This window comes from Rhizobium sp. ARZ01, from assembly GCF_014851675.1.
Taxonomy (GTDB): Bacteria; Pseudomonadota; Alphaproteobacteria; order Rhizobiales; family Rhizobiaceae; genus Mycoplana.
Map to the genome: position 1 here is coordinate 1612344 of NZ_JACVAE010000001.1, position 19974 is coordinate 1632317.

19 protein-coding genes and 1 riboswitch are annotated in these 19974 nt (G+C 61.6%); of the genes, 6 read left to right on the plus strand and 13 right to left on the minus strand.

All coding sequences use genetic code 11. The annotated features are described in order from the left end of the window. Positions 1-103: 103 nt before the first annotated feature. The 4 genes from IB238_RS07735 to IB238_RS07750 form a co-directional block, all read right to left on the minus strand. Positions 104-892, minus strand: coding sequence for an ATP12 family chaperone protein (locus IB238_RS07735; RefSeq protein WP_192245010.1), 789 nt, complete (start codon positions 890-892; stop codon positions 104-106). Beyond that, positions 885-1550 carry an HAD-IA family hydrolase gene (locus IB238_RS07740; protein ID WP_192245012.1) on the minus strand — a complete coding sequence of 222 codons (666 nt, stop codon included), beginning with the start codon at positions 1548-1550 and terminating at the stop codon, positions 885-887. Before IB238_RS07740 ends, IB238_RS07735 begins: the two co-directional genes overlap by 8 nt. Continuing rightward, entirely contained in the window at positions 1550-2542 is a 993-nt protein-coding gene (locus tag IB238_RS07745) for an RluA family pseudouridine synthase (RefSeq protein WP_192245014.1), read from the minus strand. The genes IB238_RS07740 and IB238_RS07745 overlap by 1 nt, the downstream gene beginning before the upstream one ends. A gap of 73 nt (positions 2543-2615) precedes the next feature. Beyond that, the gene (locus tag IB238_RS07750; RefSeq protein ID WP_192245016.1) at positions 2616-2852 is read right to left on the minus strand and encodes an Lrp/AsnC ligand binding domain-containing protein; all 237 of its coding nucleotides are present in this window, start codon (positions 2850-2852) and stop codon (positions 2616-2618) included. A gap of 250 nt (positions 2853-3102) precedes the next feature. Here IB238_RS07750 and IB238_RS07755 point away from each other — a divergent pair, with 250 nt between their 5' ends. The 5 genes from IB238_RS07755 (at position 3103) to IB238_RS07775 (ending at position 8715) form a co-directional block, all read left to right on the plus strand. Further along, entirely contained in the window at positions 3103-3414 is a 312-nt protein-coding gene (locus tag IB238_RS07755) for a hypothetical protein (RefSeq protein ID WP_192245018.1), read from the plus strand. Positions 3415-3582: 168 nt separating this feature from the next. Next, positions 3583-3683: riboswitch (glycine riboswitch) on the plus strand. Positions 3684-3830: 147 nt separating this feature from the next. Next, a complete protein-coding gene (gcvT, locus tag IB238_RS07760; protein WP_192247488.1) occupies positions 3831-4970 on the plus strand; it encodes a glycine cleavage system aminomethyltransferase GcvT in 1140 nt (379 codons plus the stop codon). Between the two features lie 16 nt (positions 4971-4986). Beyond that, positions 4987-5349 (plus strand): glycine cleavage system protein GcvH, encoded by a 363-nt coding sequence (gene gcvH / locus IB238_RS07765; protein WP_192245020.1) that lies wholly within the window; start codon positions 4987-4989, stop codon positions 5347-5349. Next, complete coding sequence (gcvP, locus tag IB238_RS07770; protein WP_192245022.1) at positions 5349-8210, plus strand: aminomethyl-transferring glycine dehydrogenase; 2862 nt, start codon at positions 5349-5351, stop codon at positions 8208-8210. The genes gcvH and gcvP overlap by 1 nt, the downstream gene beginning before the upstream one ends. Before the next feature lie 103 nt (positions 8211-8313). Next, positions 8314-8715 (plus strand): VOC family protein, encoded by a 402-nt coding sequence (locus tag IB238_RS07775; RefSeq protein WP_192245024.1) that lies wholly within the window; start codon positions 8314-8316, stop codon positions 8713-8715. 4 nt (positions 8716-8719) lie between these two features. Here the strand turns inward: IB238_RS07775 and IB238_RS07780 are convergent, their stop codons facing one another. From IB238_RS07780 to IB238_RS07815, 8 genes are all read right to left on the minus strand, one after another. Further along, positions 8720-10558 carry an ATP-binding protein gene (locus IB238_RS07780; protein WP_246723614.1) on the minus strand — a complete coding sequence of 613 codons (1839 nt, stop codon included), beginning with the start codon at positions 10556-10558 and terminating at the stop codon, positions 8720-8722. Between the two features lie 225 nt (positions 10559-10783). Further along, the gene (gene sufA, locus IB238_RS07785; protein ID WP_192245028.1) at positions 10784-11176 is read right to left on the minus strand and encodes a Fe-S cluster assembly scaffold SufA; all 393 of its coding nucleotides are present in this window, start codon (positions 11174-11176) and stop codon (positions 10784-10786) included. Between the two features lie 122 nt (positions 11177-11298). Continuing rightward, on the minus strand, positions 11299-11679 hold the full coding sequence (locus tag IB238_RS07790) for an SUF system Fe-S cluster assembly protein (RefSeq protein WP_192245030.1): 381 nt from the start codon (positions 11677-11679) through the stop codon (positions 11299-11301). Between the two features lie 11 nt (positions 11680-11690). Then, positions 11691-12932 carry a cysteine desulfurase gene (locus tag IB238_RS07795; protein ID WP_192245032.1) on the minus strand — a complete coding sequence of 414 codons (1242 nt, stop codon included), beginning with the start codon at positions 12930-12932 and terminating at the stop codon, positions 11691-11693. 22 nt (positions 12933-12954) lie between these two features. Beyond that, entirely contained in the window at positions 12955-14229 is a 1275-nt protein-coding gene (sufD, locus tag IB238_RS07800) for a Fe-S cluster assembly protein SufD (RefSeq protein WP_192245033.1), read from the minus strand. Between the two features lie 19 nt (positions 14230-14248). Beyond that, the gene (sufC, locus tag IB238_RS07805) at positions 14249-15004 is read right to left on the minus strand and encodes a Fe-S cluster assembly ATPase SufC (RefSeq protein ID WP_192245035.1); all 756 of its coding nucleotides are present in this window, start codon (positions 15002-15004) and stop codon (positions 14249-14251) included. Positions 15005-15074: 70 nt separating this feature from the next. Continuing rightward, positions 15075-16544 carry a Fe-S cluster assembly protein SufB gene (gene sufB, locus IB238_RS07810; RefSeq protein WP_192245037.1) on the minus strand — a complete coding sequence of 490 codons (1470 nt, stop codon included), beginning with the start codon at positions 16542-16544 and terminating at the stop codon, positions 15075-15077. A gap of 136 nt (positions 16545-16680) precedes the next feature. Continuing rightward, complete coding sequence (locus IB238_RS07815) at positions 16681-17850, minus strand: cysteine desulfurase family protein (RefSeq protein WP_192245039.1); 1170 nt, start codon at positions 17848-17850, stop codon at positions 16681-16683. A 216-nt stretch (positions 17851-18066) separates the two neighbouring features. Between IB238_RS07815 and IB238_RS07820 the strand changes: the two genes are divergently transcribed. Beyond that, positions 18067-18744 (plus strand): alpha/beta hydrolase, encoded by a 678-nt coding sequence (locus IB238_RS07820; RefSeq protein ID WP_192245041.1) that lies wholly within the window; start codon positions 18067-18069, stop codon positions 18742-18744. Between the two features lie 80 nt (positions 18745-18824). Here the strand turns inward: IB238_RS07820 and IB238_RS07825 are convergent, their stop codons facing one another. Then, a complete protein-coding gene (locus IB238_RS07825; RefSeq protein WP_192245043.1) occupies positions 18825-19952 on the minus strand; it encodes an anhydro-N-acetylmuramic acid kinase in 1128 nt (375 codons plus the stop codon). Positions 19953-19974: the final 22 nt, after the last annotated feature.

The following is a 19974-nucleotide window of genomic DNA, read 5'->3' on the forward strand; positions in this document are numbered from 1 at the left end:
TTCTACGATGGTAAATTTCGAAGCTTGTAAGTCTTTGTTCTTGTGAATGCCGTGTCGCAAAGCCCAGCGCCGTTCTCAGCGACACACACTGGCAGCGACGGATTCAGCGAGGCCCCAGCATCGAAAAGACCTCGGCTGCGACTTCGAGTTCATGGCAGCGAAGCTCGCGGCGGCGAAACGCCTCCTCGTCGGTGCCCCAGTGCTCGATCTGCCAGTCTTCGTCGATATGCGCGAGCTTCCACACCGTCTCGGCATCCAGCCTGCCATGCGCGAAGGCGAGCGCGAGGATTGCAGACCCCGTCAGCGTCGTGACTGTGTGAATACAGGCGAGCGCAAGCGGTGAATCGAATTTCTCCAACGCTGCGGCAAAGGCCGCGATCGCCGGCGGCGGCTGCTCCTGGTGCATCACGCCTTCCGCAAGAATGAAGCGCGCACCGAGCGTCGCAGCGGCCCAGTCCAGCACCGGATCCCAGCCCTCACGCTGGCGCTCGACAAGCCGCTCCGGGCTATCGGCGCGATAGCAGATCATGTCGGTGCCAGCGAAGCGGACAATCTCGTCGAAAACGGCCTGCTGGTTGTCAGCCACCCCGTCGAGCGCGGTGTTGACGAGCCGAGTCACCGGCATTTTTGCTGGGTCGATTTCCTCGGCCTGCGCATCCCACTCCGCCTTCAGCCGTTCCGCAAGCGCAGGTGACGCCACTGCAAGCGGCCGTTTGGCCGGGGTCCGCACCGCTCGCCCGTCAAGCAGAACGCCGTAGCCGTCACTGGTCTGGCCGATCGAAACGTCCTTGTAGAAACGCTTCGGCAGCGGCCGCTTCATCTGGATCTGCGCTCGGCGAACCGGATCCGGATCGCTCATGGCATCGGAAAGATCGGAGAGAATGTCACGCATCGGATATCTCCAGCCACTCTAGTAGTTCGGCCGGCTCCCTTAAAATGTGGTCCGCTCCCGCCTCCAAGAGCTCGGGAACGCTCGCATAACCCCAGGCGACACCGACCGCCTGCGCGCCGGCCGCCTTGGCCATTTGCATATCGTAAATCGCATCGCCAATAACAACCGTCCGGGCCGCATCGATCCCCGTTTCGGCGCAACATTCGGCGACCATCGCCGGGTGCGGCTTGGAGGGACAGTCATCCGCCGTGCGCGAAACAAAGAAGGTCCTGTCGAATCCATGCGCGAGACGGATGGCGTCAAGGCCGCGCCGCGACTTGCCGGTCACGGCCCCGAGCAGCATGTCGTCCTGTTGTTCCAGCCGGCGGATCAGGGCGTCAACTCCCGGAAACAGCGGCTCCTGGAATCCGGGCTCGGCCCGAACGCCCATAAAGATCTTCTTGTAGTGCGCCGTCATCGCCTGCGCTTCGTCGTCGACATGCGCCTTGCCCTGAAGACGGGCGATGGCGATATCGAGCGTCAAGCCGATGATGCTCTTGGTGGCCGGAAGTTCGATCCGCTGATGACCGAAATCCTCGAAGGTCCGCGCCATGACCTCGTGGATCAGGCTGGCGCTGTCGACCAGCGTGCCGTCGCAATCGAAAAGAACCAGGCGCATCAATCGTCCTCATCCATCGCGTTCTGGTCGAAGCCGAAGAGGTTCCAGGTCTGGACCATGTGCGGCGGCAGCGGCGCGGTCACCCGCAGACGCCCGCCGGACGGATGCGGAATGTCGATGTGACGGGCATGCAGGTGCAGCCGGTTCTGCACGCCGCCGGGGAAGTCCCAGTTGATGTCTGCATCGAAATACTTCGGGTCACCCAGAATCGGATGACCGATATGGGCGGCGTGGACGCGCAATTGATGGGTGCGGCCTGTGTAGGGTTCCATCTCAAGCCATGCGAAATTCTGGCCGGCCTGCTCAACGACGCGGTAGAACGAAACTGCATGGTCAGCGCCATCCTCACCGTGCTTGGCGATACGCATGCGGTCACCGTCCGGCGTCTGTTCTTTCACAAGCCAGGTTGAAATCTTGTCCTCGCGCTTGCGCGGCACACCCTTCACGATCGCCCAGTAGGTCTTTTTCGTGTCGCGCTCCCGGAAGGCAGCTGTGAGCTTCTGCGCAGCGCCGCGCGTGCGAGCGACGACCAGCACGCCGGAGGTATCGCGGTCGAGGCGGTGGACCAGGCGCGGCTTTTCACCCTTCTGGCTCGTCCAGGCCTCCAGCATCTTGTCGATGTGCCGCGTCACGCCCGAACCACCCTGCACGGCGATGCCGGCCGGCTTGTTCAGCACGAACACCTTGTCGTCTTCATGGAGAAGCATGCGCGACAGCAGTTCGCCGTCGGGCGAATGCTTCAGGTCACGACTGGCGATCGGCCCGGACTTTGTCGCCTTGGAGTCGACGCCAATGGGCGGGATGCGCACCGTCTGGCCCGGCTGGACGCGAGTGTCAGTCTTGGCGCGGCCGCCATCGACACGCACCTGCCCGGAACGCAATAGCTTCTGCAATTGGCCGAAGCCGAGCCCCGGATAATGGACCTTGAACCAGCGGTCGAGCCGCATGCCCGCTTCGTCCTGGTCCACCTGCCTGTGTTCGATACCTGCCATCTTCGCCTTCTCTTAACTCAAGCGCCGTGCTTTAGCGCATGTTCCGGCAAAGGGGAAGTTGCAGGAAAGGTAATCAAAAAGCCCGGAAAGTCAGCGTGGTCAGTGAACGGACGATCCCGGGGATCACCGCGATATTGTCGTTGATGAACTTGCCGATGTCTTCCTCGCTTTCGACATAGACCTTCAAAAGCAGGTCGTAGTCGCCGCTGGTGGAATAGAGTTCGGAGATCAGCTCGGTCGCATAAAGCGCATCGGCCACTTCATAGGTCTTGCCCGGAGCACACTGCAATTGCACGAAAATCGGTTTCATTGGACCACTCCGCCGCCCAAAAACGCGGCCCTTCCTCGTCTCGCCCGTCCATTGGGCGGTCACATGTCGGGCTTTATGGCGGAGTTCACCCGTCGGACGCAAGAGCGCTGCCCGGATTTGCAGTGACCGCGCATCCGCAGCGCCGCGTATCCGTTAAAATTTCACTAAACTGCAACCTTTGATATTAAGCTCAGCGAAACTCGCAACTGTTAATGAGGCGTTATTGCACCAGAGAAGTTAGCAGATTTCCATGACGCAGATCGTGACCGTATCGCCCACTACCGCTGCCTATGCATCGCAAGGCTACAAGGCCACCACGCGCGCCAGTACCCTTTTCGAACAGAAGATCGAAGCCTGGAGCGAAGCAGCCAAAATCGACGGCGATGCCCGGGTGAAGGCCTACCTTACTCTGATCAAGCCGCCCGCGTTGGCACTTGCGCTTTTGACGATGAAGCGTCAGCCGGATGTGAGTGCAGAAGTCGCCGAACGTCGCTACGCCGAAAATGCCGGCGATGCGCAGGGGATCGTAGAGCCGAACGCGATCAGACGGGCGGAGCGCTGATCGCTTAAACTATTTCGCCGGTACAATATTCTCTTTGCTACGGCTCCTACCCGGGAGCCGTTTTGCGTTTGGGTAACTGAAATTTTCTGCGCAAACTTGCGCGACAAATATTTGTTTGGCCGCGACGCAACGCTCTTGCCAAAATCGCGCCGACGCCGTTATGTGGCGATGACCTCGCTGGGAGAAGCCGGCCGCCCGAAACGGGAAAGGCCGGTGCCGAAGGAGCAACCGCCCCGGAAACTCTCAGGCAAAAGGACCAGCAAGGTGCCAACAGGACTCTGGAGAGAGGCGTTCACGCGCCCGCCGAAGGGATAACAATCTCAGGCGAAGGGACAGAGGGGGCTCAGATGAGCGGCGTGCGAGCGCCGGAAGATGAGCCGGCGTGCGAAGCGCGCCACGAGACTGGAGGGCGCCTTTTGGACGATACGTCTGAGCTTAAGAAAACCCCGTTGCACGATCTCAATGTTTCGCTCGGCGCCCGGATGGTGCCGTTTGCGGGTTACGAGATGCCTGTGCAATATCCCGCCGGCGTCATGAAGGAGCACCTTCACACGCGCGCTGCCGCCGGGCTTTTCGACGTCTCCCACATGGGACAGGTGATCGTTCGCGCACGCTCCGGCGACAATGCCGACGCAGCCCGCGCGCTCGAGGCACTCGTACCGGTCGATGTGCTCGGCATTGCCGAAGGTCGGCAGCGCTATGCCCTCTTCACCAATGACGACGGCGGTATTCTCGACGACCTGATGATCACCAATCGCGGCGATCATCTGTTCCTCGTCGTCAATGCCGGCTGCAAGGACGCGGACTTCGCGCATTTGCAAAAGCACCTCGGCGATACCTGTGAAGTCACGATGCTCACCGACCGGGCCTTGATCGCGCTACAGGGTCCGCGTGCTGAAACCGTGCTGGCCGAATTCTGGGCCGACATTACCGAGATGCGCTTCATGGACGTGCGCAGTTGCGACCTGCACGACTCCGAGTGCATTGTCTCCCGCTCTGGCTACACGGGTGAAGATGGTTTCGAGATCTCCATTCCGGCCGCGCAGGCGGAAACGGTCTGCCGCCGCCTGCTCGATCACCCTGACGTCCTGCCGATCGGCCTCGGTGCACGCGACTCGCTCCGCCTCGAAGCTGGTCTCTGCCTATACGGCAACGATATCGATACGACGACCACGCCGGTCGAGGCCGGCCTTGGCTGGGCAATCCAGAAGGCGCGTCGCGCCGGCGGCGACCGCGCTGGCGGCTTTCCGGGTGCCGATGTCATCCTCGCCCAGTTCGAAAATGGGACCGCGCGCCGCCGCGTCGGTCTCAAAATCGACGGCAAAGCACCGGTGCGCCCCCCTGCAAAGCTCTACTCCGACGCAGAAGGCAAGACGGAAGTCGGCCAGGTCACCTCCGGCGGCTTCGGCCCCAGCATCGAGAACCCTATCGCCATGGGTTATGTGCCGCCCGCGCTTGCCGCCCCCGGCACGCAATTGTTCGCAGACGTGCGCGGCAAATTTCTGCCGGTGACGGTAAGCGCCCTGCCCTTTGTTACAAACACCTTCAAACGCTGACCAGAAAGGCCCGCATATGTTGAAATTTACCGCAGAGCACGAGTGGCTGAAGATCGACGGCGACGTCGCGACCGTCGGCATCACGACCCATGCCGCCGAGCAGCTCGGCGACCTCGTCTTCGTCGAACTTCCCGAGGTCGGTGGCTCTTTTGCGAAAGGCGGCGATGCCGCAACCGTCGAATCCGTCAAGGCAGCCTCCGACGTCTACTGTCCGCTCGACGGCGAGATCGTGGAAGTCAATCAGGCGATTGTCGACGATCCGTCGCTCGTCAACAGCGATCCTCAGGGCGCCGGTTGGTTCTTCAAGCTGAAGCTCGCCAACAAGGCCGACGCTGACGGGCTTCTCGACGAAGCCGCCTACAAGGAGCTTGTCGGCTGATGAATCTCCCCAAGGATTTCACCTTCACCGATTACCAGCCCTACGACTTCGCCAACCGTCGACACATCGGCCCCTCGCCGAAGGAGATGGAGGAAATGCTGAAGGCCGTGGGATACCCCAGCCTGGACGCATTGATCGACGACACTGTGCCTGCGTCCATTCGCCAGACCAAGGCGCTGGACTGGGGCGCACCGATGACCGAGCGCGAGGCGCTCGACAAGCTGCGCGAGACGGCGAACAAGAACCAGAAGCTCGTTTCCCTCATCGGACAGGGCTACTACGGCACCATCACGCCGCCGGTCATTCAGCGCAACATCCTGGAAAACCCCGCCTGGTACACCGCCTACACGCCCTACCAGCCGGAGATCAGCCAGGGGCGCCTCGAAGCGCTCCTCAACTACCAGACGATGGTCTGCGACCTGACCGGCCTCGACGTCGCGAACGCTTCTCTGCTCGACGAAGCGACTGCTGCAGCCGAGGCAATGGCCATGGCGCAGCGCGTGGCGAAGTCCAAGGCGAACGCCTTCTTCGTCGACGAGAACTGCCACCCGCAGACGATCGCGCTGCTGAAGACCCGATCCGAGCCGCTCGGCTGGAACATCATCGTCGGCGACCCCTTCACCGATCTTGATCCCGTCGATGTGTTCGGAGCGATCTTCCAATATCCGGGCACCTATGGGCACGTCCGCGATTTCAGCGGCCTGATCGCGCGGCTGCACCAGACTGGCGCCATTGCCGTGATGGCGGCCGATCCGCTGGCGCTTGCCCTCTTGAAATCGCCCGGCGACATGGATGCGGACATCGCCATCGGCTCGACCCAGCGCTTTGGCGTGCCGGTTGGCTACGGCGGGCCGCATGCGGCGTATATGGCCGTCAAGGACGCCTACAAACGCAACATGCCGGGCCGTCTTGTCGGCGTTTCCGTCGACGCCCGCGGCAACCGCGCCTACCGCCTGTCGCTGCAAACGCGCGAACAGCATATCCGCCGCGAAAAGGCGACGTCGAACATCTGCACCGCGCAGGTTCTGCTCGCCGTCATGGCCTCCATGTACGCGGTCTTCCATGGACCACAAGGCATCAAGGCGATTTCGCAGAGCGTGCACCAGAAGACCGTGCGCCTCGCCATGGGCCTCGAAAAGCTCGGCTACACCGTCGAGCCGGAAGTGTTCTTCGACACGATCACCGTGCATGTCGGCAAGTTGCAGGGCATCATCCTGAAGACGGCCGTCGCGGAAGAGGTGAACCTGCGCAAGATCGGCGACGACCGCATCGGCATCAGCCTCGACGAGCGGTCGCGGCCGGTGACGCTGGAAGCTGTCTGGCGTGCGTTCGGCGGTGATTTCAAGGTTTCGGACTTCGAGCCTGGTTACCGCCTGCCGTCGAACCTCTTGCGCACCAGCGCCTACCTGACCCACCCGATCTTCCACATGAACCGCGCGGAAAGCGAGATGACCCGCTACATCCGCCGGCTGTCGGACCGCGACTTGGCGCTCGACCGTTCGATGATCCCACTCGGCTCCTGCACGATGAAGCTGAACGCTACCGCCGAGATGCTGCCGATCACCTGGCCGGAATTCTCGGAGATCCACCCCTTCGTGCCGGCCGACCAGGCGGAAGGCTATCGCGAACTGATCGACGACCTGTCGGCCAAGCTCTGCGCGGTGACCGGCTACGATGCGATTTCCATGCAGCCGAACTCGGGTGCACAGGGCGAGTATGCCGGCCTGCTGACGATCCGCGACTACCACATCGCGAACGGCAATACGCATCGCGACGTCTGCCTGATCCCGACCTCGGCGCACGGCACCAATCCAGCCTCCGCGCAGATGGCCGGCATGAGGGTCGTCGTCGTCAAGGTGAGCGATAACGGCGACATCGACATGGATGATTTCCGTGCGAAAGCAGAGCAGTACGGAGAAAATCTCTCGTGCTGCATGATCACCTACCCCTCGACGCACGGCGTGTTCGAGGAGAACGTGCGCGAGGTCTGCGAACTGGTCCATAAGCACGGCGGCCAGGTCTATCTCGACGGCGCCAACATGAACGCCATGGTCGGGCTTGCCCGCCCGGGCGACATCGGCTCCGACGTCAGCCACTTGAACCTGCACAAGACCTTCTGCATCCCGCATGGCGGCGGCGGCCCGGGCATGGGGCCGATCGGCGTGAAGGCGCATCTGGCGCCCTTCCTGCCGAAGGACCCGCGCACCGGCGAAGCCGGCGCCGTTTCGGCCGCCCCCTTCGGCTCGGCCTCGATCCTGCCGATCTCCTGGAGCTACTGCCTGATGATGGGCGGCGAAGGGCTGACCCAGGCAACGAAGGTGGCGATCCTCAACGCCAACTATATCGCCGCACGGCTGAAGGGCGCCTATGACGTGCTCTACAAGTCGGCCAAGGGACGCGTCGCGCACGAGTGCATCGTCGACACGCGCCCGCTGGTCGACAGCGCCGGCGTTACGGTGGACGATGTTGCCAAGCGCCTGATCGACAGCGGCTTCCACGCCCCGACCATGAGCTGGCCGGTGGCGGGAACGCTGATGATCGAGCCGACCGAATCGGAGACGAAGGCCGAGCTCGACCGCTTCTGCGATGCGATGCTGGCGATCCGCGAGGAAGCCCGCGCCATTGAGGAAGGGCGGATGGACAAGGTCAACAACCCGCTGAAGAACGCCCCGCATACCGTCGAAGATCTCGTCGGCGAATGGGACCGGCCCTACACGCGCGAGCAGGCCTGCTACCCGCCGGGCGCGTTCCGGGTCGACAAGTACTGGTCGCCCGTCAACCGCGTTGACAACGTCTATGGTGACCGCAACCTCGTCTGCTCCTGCCCTCCGCTGGAGGACTACGCAGAGGCTGCCGAGTAAGGCTGAAGACAAAGAGCCCCGGCCCGAAAGGCCGGGGTTTTTCATGCCGAGGGCATAGGTCAACGACCCTTGCCGTAACAGCGAACACCGTGCAGAGGCTGAAATGCGCTTAAATCAGGTTACGGTGACGATGCCAGATCTGGATGCCGGCTGGTCATTCTACAGTGCCCTCGGTCTCGTGCCGATTGTCGATTCCCGACCGCGTTATGCGCGATTCGTTTGCCCGGATGGCGACAGCACTTTCTCCCTGCATCAGGGGGACAACGGCGGCGGCGGCACCACCGTATACTTCGAATGCGATGATATCGACGAGACGGTGCGCAGACTGACCGGGTTGGGGATCAGTTTTGCGACACCGCTTGAGGAGAAAAGCTGGTTGTGGCGCGAAGCCGAACTGTTCGACCCGGGCGGCAATCGAATTGTGCTCTATTTTGCAGGAGCCAACCGGATCAATCCGCCCTGGCGCATATCCCCGCCTGATACGGCGCGCACTCCCGCGGAATGAGGCTTCACCCCCTCGGAAGCGTCACGACGAACCGGGCGCCGTCGCGGTAGTCCCCATCAAGTTCAATCGTACCCCCATGGCTCTCGACGATCCGCTTGGCGAGCGCCAGTCCGATGCCTGTGCCGGCGTATTGGCTTTCATCCCGATGCAAACGCTGGAACAATTCGAAAATTCTGTCCGCATGCTTGGGGTCAATCCCGATCCCCTTATCCTCGACGACTATCCTGATTTTGTCCTGCGAGCCATCGCTGTAGACGCGCACCTTCGGTGCCGCATCACCCATCCGGTATTTGATCGCATTTCCGATGAGGTTCTGCATCAGCCTGCGCAGAAGTTCCGGATCACCCCTGATGGCGGGAAGCGGCCCTATGTCAACTTCAGCCTCGGCTTCTCGAACATGCCCCTCCAACATGGAAAGGGCGTCCGTGACGACGGCAGTGAGGGAAACCGTCTCGAAGAGTCGTATTTGATAGGCGATCTGCGAGTACTCCAGGAGCCGTTCCACCAGTTTCTGCATGCGTGATGCGGCCTGCTGCATGTAGCTCGCGTGAGCCACCAGCTCGTCCAGGCGTCCTTCGTCAACCTCATCCGCAATGATTTCGGCAAAAGAGGCAATGTGTCGGATCGGCGCTTTCAGATCGTGTGAAACTGTTGCCGTGAACTGATTCAGCGCCTCGTTCTTGCGCTGCAATTCCAGCGTTTGCCTGGCAAGCCGCTCGTGTTGCAGCTTCGAATCGGTGATGTTTCGCCCCACAGCCAGATAGTCGACTGCTGTGCCGTCTTCGAAGCTTGCGATGGCGGTCCAAAGTAGCCAGAGCGGCTGGCCATCGGCACCGGTGTAGCAGATTTCGCGCGTGCGGAGTGGCGTCGCGGGGGTGTAGTCGCTCGGGCTCCCAAAGGTTTCCCGCCGATCGTCCGTCCCGGCGGCCTCCCAAAAGCTCATCCCCACCAGCTTCGCCGGGGTCGAACCCAGAAACGCCGCATATTGATCGTTGGCGAACTGAATCACCATGTCGCCATCGGTGCGCACGAGCATGTCGGGAAAGATCTGCAGGAAGCTGATCTGCTGCCTGTGCTTTTCGCGAAGAGCCTGTTCAATCCGCTTGAGATCGGTCACATCGATGCGGATGGCGACCACCTCGCCGCTTTGGGCGACGTGGCTCTCCGAGCGAATCCATCTTCCATCATTGTATGGAATGACCTGCGGCGTACCACACTCGCGATGATGGCGGAGCCGCGACTGGACCCAGGCTTCCGCCTCCGGCGTTCCCTCCACAACGCCCTGATAAAGGTCGCCGCGAAGATTGGCCCGAACAATGCTCTCCAATGTGGCGCCTACCTTCACCGAATCTCTTGCGGGGTGACAACGATCACGGAAGGCCCTGTTGAACACCAGCAGCCGTTCCTCGCGATCGAATATGGCGAGGCCTTCGGGAACCGCGTCGAGTGCGGAATAGACCCGGCTGCCCAGGAGGACCTGTTCGCCATGGCTCCCCCCGTCGTTGATGGTCCGTAGCAGCAGAGCATAACCGGTCGCGCCATCATCCGCCGTTAGCGCAAATACATGCGCCGCAGCCTCGAACATCGAGCCATCCAAACGCCGAAAGCGCAACGCATGGGTGTAGTTCCGTTGTGACAATGAAAGACGATGCAGAAGCAGAAAGGGGTCAGGTTCGTCGAGAAGCGCTGAGAGCGACTGGGAAGCGGCCTCAGCTTGCGCGCTTCCAAAAGCACGCCGGCCAGCCTCGTTCAGCGTACATCGCGTCGCCGTCAAATCGGTAACGATGACGGGAAACGGCATCAACTCGTAGAGCGAACCTGCAAAGCCCTGCGGTGACTGCATTCCTGTCAATGCCACCTCCCGGAAGAACGGCCTGCATAGTACACGGTTACCGGGCCTTTCAACATGGAGCACAAGGCGTGGAGCGGTCGGCGTCGGCTGGAAGAGGAGCCAGACGCGCCAATTACCCAGCGCCCATCACAATGGCTGAATACACGCCTAAGAAAGCCCGCCCCTTGAGCCTGGTCAAGCGAGCGGACTGAAATAGATTACGTTACGAGAGGAACGTCAACCGAGCCGGACAGTAGGGTTGCCGGCGGCGGCGAGGGAGGCGAGATCGGCGGGCTTCAGTTCGACGGATTCCCCGCAACCACACGCTGACGTCTGATTCGGGTTGTTGAAGGTGAAGCCAGAGCGCAGCGTCGTGACTTCGAAATCCATTTGCGTGCCGAGAATGTACAGCACAGCTTCCGGCGCAACCCATACACTGGCGCCAGCGTGCACAATGAGGTCGTCTTTGGGGTTCGGCTCGATCACGAGATCGATGGAGTACTCCATCCCCGCACAGCCGCCCTTCTTGACGCCTACTCGGATGCCCTTGGCATCGCCACCAGCGTTGTCCACGATCGCTCGGACGCGATCGGCTGCCGCATCGGTGAGGGTCATAATTTCAAAGGCCATGGGCCATCTCCTTCGCCAGCCGGGTTCAAGGCCCGATGGGTCTGAGTAAGAATGTAGTGGGACCGGGTAAACGGATCAATACTCTGGTGCAGCTAGCGCACTACTGCACGTTTGCCGGTTCGCTAGTACCAGCCGACGGCGACCTGCGCTTCTTCCGACATACGGTCCGGCGTCCACGGCGGATCGAAGGTCATCTTCACCTCGACACCGGAAACACCCTCGACCGCGCCGACGGCATTTTCAACCCATCCCGGCATCTCGCCGGCGACTGGGCAACCGGGGGCGGTCAGCGTCATGTCGATCTTCACCATCCGATCGTCTTCGATATCGATCTTGTAGATCAGGCCGAGTTCGAAGATGTCGGCGGGAATTTCAGGGTCGTAGACCGTCTTGAGCGCAGCGATGATGTCGTCGCTGAGGCGGGCCAACTCGTCCGCCGGGATTTCAGAGTTGACGATACCTTCGCGGGCGTCGTCCTTTTCTTGGGTGGCTTCGAGAGACATTTCCAAACTCCTCAGGCGAAGAACTTGCGGGCGTAGTCCAGCGCATCGGCCAGCACGTCCACCTCGGCGCGTGTGTTGTACATGCCGAACGATGCACGGCAGGTGGACGTAACGCCGAAGCGTTTCAAGAGCGGTTGGGCGCAATGAGTGCCGGCGCGTACTGCGACCCCTGCCCGATCGATGACCATCGAGACGTCGTGGGAATGGATGCCTTCAAGCTCGAACGCGAAGATCGACCCCTTATCGGGCGCAGTACCGAAAATTTTCAGCGAGTTGATCGCGGACAGGCGCTCGTGCGCATAGGCGGCAAGATCGGCCTCATGCGCCGCGATCGCGGCCCGACCGACCTTCTCAATGTAGTCGAGCGCGTAACCCAGCCCGATCGCCTGCACAATCGGCGGCGTGCCGGCCTCGAAACGGTGCGGCGGGTCGTTGTAGGTGACGATGTCCTCGGTCACTTCGACGATCATCTCGCCGCCGCCCTGGAACGGCCGCATCTGCTTCAGCCGATCGGTCTTGCCGTAGAGAACGCCGATGCCGGAGGGGCCGTAGAGCTTGTGACCGGTCATCACGTACCAGTCGCAATCGATGTCCTGCACGTCGACCGGCAGATGCACGGCGCCTTGTGATCCATCGACTAGCACGGGGATACCACGTTCGCGGGCGATCTTGCAGATCTCCTTGATCGGCACGACCGTGCCGAGCGCGTTCGACATATGCGTGATCGCGATCAGCCTTGTGCGATCCGTCAGGCACTTGACGAAGTCTTCGACATGAAAGGCGCCCTGGTCATCGACCGGCGCCCAAACAAGCTTGGCGCCTTTCTGCTCGCGGATAAAATGCCAGGGCACGATGTTGGAGTGGTGCTCCATGATCGACAGCACGATCTCGTCGCCCTCGCCAAGCTTCGGCATGCCGTAGCCGTAGGCAACCGTGTTGATCGCTTCTGTGGAGGACTTCGTGAAGATGATGTTGTCAACCGAAGGGGCGTTCAGGAAGCGGCGCACCTTTTCGCGTGCCCCTTCATAGGCCTCCGTTGCCGCATTCGAAAGGAAATGCAGGCCACGATGGACGTTGGCGTATTCATTGGAATAGGCCTCGGCGATCGCGTCGATCACCACCTTCGGCTTCTGCGCCGAGGCGCCGTTGTCGAGATAGACCAGCGGCTTGCCATAGACCTGCCGCGACAGGATCGGAAAATCCCGGCGGATCGCTTCGACATCATAGGTCGTAACAGGCTTGATCTGGTTCATCTCGACAATCCACTCCAGCCAATCAGGCGTGCTTTTCCAGCCACTCGGAGATGACGCCTTCCAGCGCCTCGACCAGCGGCTCGTCTTCCAGTTCCTCGACGATCTCGGCGACGAAGGCGTTGACGAGCATGGCACGCGCCTTGTTTTCCGGGATCCCGCGCGCCATCAGGTAGAACAGCTGCGTGTGGTTGATGTCGATGACGGTGGCGCCGTGGCCGCACTGCACGTCGTCGGCGAATATCTCGAGCTCAGGCTTGGCCGAAAACTCCGCATCATCAGACAGAAGAAGCGTGTTGCACGACATCTTCGCATCGGTCTTCTGGGCATCCGGCGCAACGCGGATCTGCCCCTGGAAAACGCCCTTGGCACGGTCGAAAACGACGTTGCGGATGACCTCGCTCGACGTCGTGTGCGGTACGTTGTGGCCGACGGTAAAGGTCACATCCGTATGGCTTTCGCCGCCGAGCAGGTTGATGCCGCGCAGCGTGAGGTCGGACCCCTCGCCCGCCACGGTCACATGGATCTCCTGCCGCACCAGTTTACCGCCGGCATTGATGACGTAGAGGCGCAGCTTGGCGTTAGCACCGAGTGCAGCCTTGAACTGGCCGAGATGGGTGTCGGTTTCACCCTGGGACTGGAAGATGATCCAGGTGATCTCGGCGTCATCTTCGAGCTTGATGTCGCTGACGGAGGTAACGAAGGCGGTTTCCTTGCCGACGGCCAGATGCCGTTCGATCACGGTTGCCTTGACGCCCTTGCCGAAGCGAACGGGAAAGCGCGTATTGACCTGGCCGCAGTTCTGCACCGATTGGATCTCGACCGGCGCATCCAGTTCGAGGCCGTCGGCGAAATCGATGACAAAACCGTCGCGAACGAAGGAGCCATTGATCTGCGCGATGGTGTCGTCCCGGTCACGTTCAACGAGCCGTTCAGCGGCCGAACCATCGAGCAACGCCTCGGAATAGCTGCGCAATGCAATACCATCCTGAAGACTGCGCACATGTGCCTGGCCATTCGTGACGGACAACACGGTCGCGCCAGGCACGATCGGATCGACCCGGCCTGCGCTTGCAGCATGTTCGAAAGCCGGAACCGCGCGCAGAAGCGATTTCAGGTCGGTATAGTGCCAAGCCTCGACCCGACGGGTCGGCAGGCCCGCAGCCTTAAACTCGCTGAGCAGCGCATCGCGCGCGGCAAGCGTGGCGCCATCGCCGGGCAGATCGCCCAGTTGATCATTGTAGGCGTCAACCAGGGCGGCTTCCGCCGCGGTCAACTTGATCCCTGCTTGGATGTTCATGGATCGCGTCCTTCCCGGCTCAGGCAGCCGCCTCGATGATGTCGGCATAACCGTTGGCTTCGAGTTCATGCGCCAGCGTCTTGTCGCCCGACTTGATCACCTGCCCCTTGTAGAGCACGTGGACCGTATCCGGCACGATGTAGTCGAGCAGGCGCTGGTAGTGGGTGATGACGATCACCGAGCGGTCCGGCGAACGCAGCGCGTTGACACCGTCGGCGACAATCTTGAGCGCATCGATGTCGAGGCCGGAGTCGGTCTCGTCGAGCACGCAAAGCTTTGGCTCCAGAAGCGCCATCTGCAGGATTTCTGCGCGCTTCTTTTCGCCGCCGGAAAAGCCGACGTTGAGCGGACGACGCAGCATTTCCGGCGAGATCTGCAACTCGCCGGCGGCTTCCTTGACGCGGCGCATGAAGTCCGGCGTCGTCAGCTCGTCTTCGCCGCGCGCCTTGCGCTGCTCGTTCATGGCAACCTTCAGGAACTGCATGGTCGCAACGCCCGGAATTTCGACCGGATACTGGAAGGCCAGGAAGATGCCCTTGGCGGCGCGCTCGGCGGGGTCGAGCTCGAGAATGCTCTCGCCGTTGTAGAGGATGTCGCCCTCGGTGACTTCATACTCCTCGCGGCCGGCGAGGATGTAGGACAGCGTCGACTTGCCCGAGCCGTTCGGCCCCATGATGGCGGCGACCTCGCCGTCCTTGACGGTCAGGTTCAGGCCACGGATGATTTCGGTGCCGTCTTCGGCAATGCGGGCGTGCAGGTTCTTGATTTCAAGCATGAATGTATCCTCTACGGGATCGAATGGGACACGGCGCGCGAAAAGCGCGCCCAATTCTTTTGTTGGACGGCTAGCCGACCGAGCCTTCCAGCGAGATGCTGATCAGCTTCTGCGCTTCGACGGCGAATTCCATCGGCAGTTCCTGGATCACTTCCTTGACGAAGCCGTTGACGATCAGCGCGATCGCCGCCTCTTCCGGAATGCCGCGCTGCAGGCAGTAGAACAGCTGGTCCTCGGAGATCTTCGAGGTGGTCGCCTCGTGCTCGAACTGGGCGGAAGAATTCTTCGCCTCGATATACGGCACGGTATGCGCGCCGCACTTGTCGCCGATCAGCAGCGAGTCGCACTGGGTAAAGTTGCGCGCGTTTTCCGCCTTGCGGTGGGTCGAGACCTGGCCGCGATAGGTGTTCTGCGACACGCCGGCTGCGATACCCTTGGAGATGATGCGGCTCGACGTGTTCTTGCCGAGGTGGATCATCTTCGTGCCCGAGTCGATCTGCTGGTGGCCGTTCGAGACGGCGATCGAGTAGAACTCGCCGCGCGAATTGTCGCCGCGCAGGATGCAGGACGGGTACTTCCAGGTGATCGCCGAGCCGGTTTCCACCTGCGTCCAGGAGATCTTGGAGTTCTTGCCGCGGCAATCGCCACGCTTGGTGACGAAGTTGTAGATGCCGCCCTTGCCGTCCTTGTCGCCCGGATACCAGTTCTGGACGGTGGAATACTTGATCTCGGCGTCATCGAGCGCAACCAGTTCGACCACGGCCGCGTGCAGCTGGTTCTCGTCGCGCTGCGGCGCGGTGCAGCCCTCGAGGTAGGAGACATAGGCCCCTTCCTCGGCGATGATCAGCGTGCGCTCGAACTGGCCGGTGTTCTTCTCGTTGATGCGGAAATAGGTCGAAAGCTCCATCGGGCAACGCACGCCCTTCGGTACAAACACGAACGAGCCATCGGTGAAGACCGCCGAGTTCAGGGTCGCGAAGTAGTTGTCGGTCGTCGGCACGACGGTCCCGAGATACTTGCGGACCAATTCCGGATGTTCGCGGATCGCTTCCGAGATCGACATGAAGATCACGCCGGCCTTCTTCAGCTCTTCCTTGAAGGTGGTGACGACCGAGACGGAGTCGAACACCGCGTCGACGGCGATCTTCGACGTCTGTACGCCCGCCAGGATTTCCTGCTCACGCAGGGGAATACCAAGCTTCTCGTAGGTCTTGAGGATCTCTGGGTCGACCTCATCGATCGACTTCGGACCGGACTGGTTCTTCGGAGCAGCGTAGTAGTAGAGATCGTTGTAGTCGATCTTCGGATAGTTGACGCGCGCCCAGGTCGGCTCATCGAGCGTCAGCCAGCGGCGATAGGCGCCGAGCCGCCATTCGAGCATCCAGTCGGGCTCGTTCTTCTTGGCCGAGATGAAACGGATGATGTCCTCGGAAAGGCCCTTCGGCGCCTTTTCCATCTCGATGGTCGTCTCGAAGCCGTACTTGTACTGGTCAACGTCAATCTGACGGACCTGATCGATCGTTTCCTGCACGGCAGGCATGTCGTTCTCCAATCTCGCCGGATCCAAGGTCCGGCAGCTTGTCAACGTCTGGCGGGTATCCGCCGGTTATGTAAGCGCCAGAAGGGGCTTTTCACACCTTTTGGCAAGCAAAATCTTGCGTTTCCGCAACTTTCCGTCAGGCCGCCGCCACCCCCTGTCGCCGCCGCGCCGCAATGCGCGCGAACGCCTCGAGAAACTGCTCCACGTCGCCCTCCGCCGTCGTCGGCCCGAGCGACACCCGCAATCCCCCGAGTGCGGCATCAAAGCCCATCGCTGTCAGCACATGGCTCGCGCCGACCTTGCCCGACGAGCAGGCAGACCCGGCTGAAAGTGCGATGCCTTCCAGATCGAAAGCAATCTGCCCCGTCTCCGACTTCAGGCCCGGCAGACTGAAGAACGTCGTATTGGAAAGCCGCGCCATGCCCCGTCCATGAATGATCAGGTCAGGGGCAAGTGCCGCCATCCGCTCTTCCATCCGATCGCGCAAGGTCGCGATACGCTCATTGCGCGCGGCCAGTTCATCCTGCGCCGCCCGCGCGGCTGCCGCAAATCCGGCAAGTGCTGCAACATTCTCCGTGCCCGAACGGTGACCCTTCTCCTGCCCGCCGCCCCGGATGAGCGGCTTCGGCATCAAGACCTCGCCGCGCGATACCAGCGCACCGCCACCCTTCGGACCTCCGAGCTTATGTGCCGACAGGATCATGAAGTCGGCATCGAATTCACCAATCGAGAGCGGAAGCCGACCGGCCGCCTGCACAGCATCGACGACGAACAGACCGCCGCGCTTGCGCACGATCTCCGCCACAGCGCGCACGGGCTGTATTATTCCGGTCTCGTTGTTGGCGAGCATGACGGCGACCATCGGCAGACCGCTCGCCGCATCGTGCGCCTCCAGTAGAGCCTCGAGCGCTGCAAGATCGACCATACCGGCATGCGTCACCGGGATTTCGACGACCTGCTCTTTTTCGAACCGCCCGCCCTCGCGAACCGCCGGGTGCTCGATACCCGAGACGTAGAGCTTTCCGACTTTGAGAGGCGTGCGGCCCATACGGAATTCAGGCGTAAGTACCATGTTGGCAGCTTCGGTCGCGCCGCTGGCGAAAGTCACATGCGCGGCATCCGCTTCTACAAGGGCTGCCACATCGCGGCGAGCGCCGTCGATCACGGCACGCGCGGCCCTGCCCTCGCCGTGGACGGACGACGGATTGCCGGAAAGGTCGAGCGCAGTGACCATCGCCTCACGCGCCGCTGCTAAAAGCGGCGCTGTGGCGTTCCAATCCAGATATGTTCTCAGCCGTCCTGGCATGATTACGAGTGGCTCCGAATCTGCACCTGGCAAGGCAGCGTGCATTTTCCTTGAAATTTCCGCCGGGCTTGCCGTATGAGACGAACCTCGACACGCGCTTAGCGCAGTTTAAGTTTCGAACGGTTCTAAACTGGTTCTAGAAAAGCTGACTGGTTTCGTCAAGACATCCAGGGCTGTCGAAACGGTTTTTGATCCAGAAAACACGCCGGAGAACGAATGCCAGAAATCATCTTCAACGGACCCGCCGGTCGCCTCGAAGGCCGCTACCAGCCCTCCAAGCAGAAGAACGCTCCGATCGCCATCATCCTGCACCCGCATCCGCAGTTCGGCGGCACGATGAACAACCAGATCGTCTACCAGCTGTTCTACATGTTCCAGAAGCGGGACTTCACCACGCTCCGCTTCAATTTCCGCGGCATCGGCCGTAGCCAGGGCGAGTTCGACCATGGCGCCGGTGAGCTTTCCGATGCGGCGTCGGCACTCGACTGGGTGCAGAGCCTCCACCCAGATTCAAAGAGCTGCTGGGTCGCTGGCTATTCCTTCGGCGCCTGGATCGGCATGCAGCTTCTGATGCGTCGTCCAGAGATCGAAGGTTTCATGTCGATCGCACCGCAGCCGAACATCTACGACTTTTCGTTCCTGGCCCCCTGCCCGTCGTCCGGCCTGATCATCAACGGCGACGCCGACAAGGTGGCACCGGAAAAGGACGTCAACGGCCTTGTAGAGAAGCTCAAGGCGCAGAAGGGCATCCTGATCACGCACAAGACGGTGCCCGGCGCCAATCACTTCTTCAACGGCCAGATCGATACGCTGATGGCCGAGTGCGAGGACTATCTGGATCGGCGCCTTGCCGGCGAACTGACGCCGGAACCGGCAGCCAAGCGGATCCGGTAACCAACGCTTACGGCCAGAATCATTTCGATCCGCCGGAGAAATCCGGCGGATTGCTTTTTCAGCCTTGTCTCGGCTTGTTGTCAGCGATGAGGCGTCGTCAGTACCCCGCCGGTCACTGGCTCCCGGACTCCGGTCGTGCCCGGATACGTCAACGGCAGCCCTTCGAGCGAACGCACCGCGAGATACGCCCAGGCCTCCGCCTCCATGCTGTCGCCGTTCAGGCCCGCCTCTTCAGCGACCATGACCGTCGCGCCAGCGGCGGCCGCAAGATCGGCCAGGTCGTTCATGATGACCCGGTTCAGTCGCCCGCCGCCGCACACAACGTAGGTTTTCGGCTTTTGCGGAAGATGGCCGGCCGATTTGAGGATGGCCGCCGCTGTGACATGGGCGAGCGTTCGCGCCCCATCCTCGAGGGTCGCATCCGATCCGGCCGGTGGCGTGAAGTCGTTGCGGTCGAGCGATCGTCGCTTTCTTGCGGTAAAGAACGGATTTGCAAGATAGCGCGCCATGAGATCGGGAAGCACCCGGCCCTCACTTGCGATCATACCACCCTGGTCGAAGGGGATCCCCGCATGTGCTTCGACCCACTGGTCGATCAACGTGTTGCCCGGACCGCTGTCGAAGGCAGCGATCTGCCCGTCCGGCCCCACATAGGTGAGATTCGAAATCCCGCCGATATTGACGAAAACCACCGGCCAAGCGGAGTGCGCCGGAAGATTGCGCGCAAGCGCCGCGTGGTAGACCGGGATCAGCGGCGCCCCCTGCCCGCCATGCACCATGTCGTTCGCGCGCATGTCGAATACGACCGGGATGTCGATCTCGCCTGCCAGCAGCCCGCCATCGCCAAGCTGAACCGTCAACGCCTGATCGGGCCTGTGCAGCACCGTTTGCCCATGGAAGCCGACGACATCGATATCGGCCGGATTCATGTTGTTTTCGTGCAGAAACGCGTTGACGGCGCCCACGTGGCGAAGGGTCAGTTCGCGTTCGACGTCAGCAAGATCCGCTGGACGTTCCTCCCGCTTTTTGATCGCCTTCGCTGCCTCCAGCGCCCCCTGAAGGCGGCGGCGGAAGGCTGGGTCATAGTCAACGCCCATGGCCGGCCCGCGTTCGACGCGCGCCTCACCGTCCGTCTTCAGCAGCGCGACATCGATACCGTCCATGCTGGTGCCGCTCATCAGGCCGATTGCGGTTCTCATTTGTCCCATTGAAGAAATCCAGAATCACTTT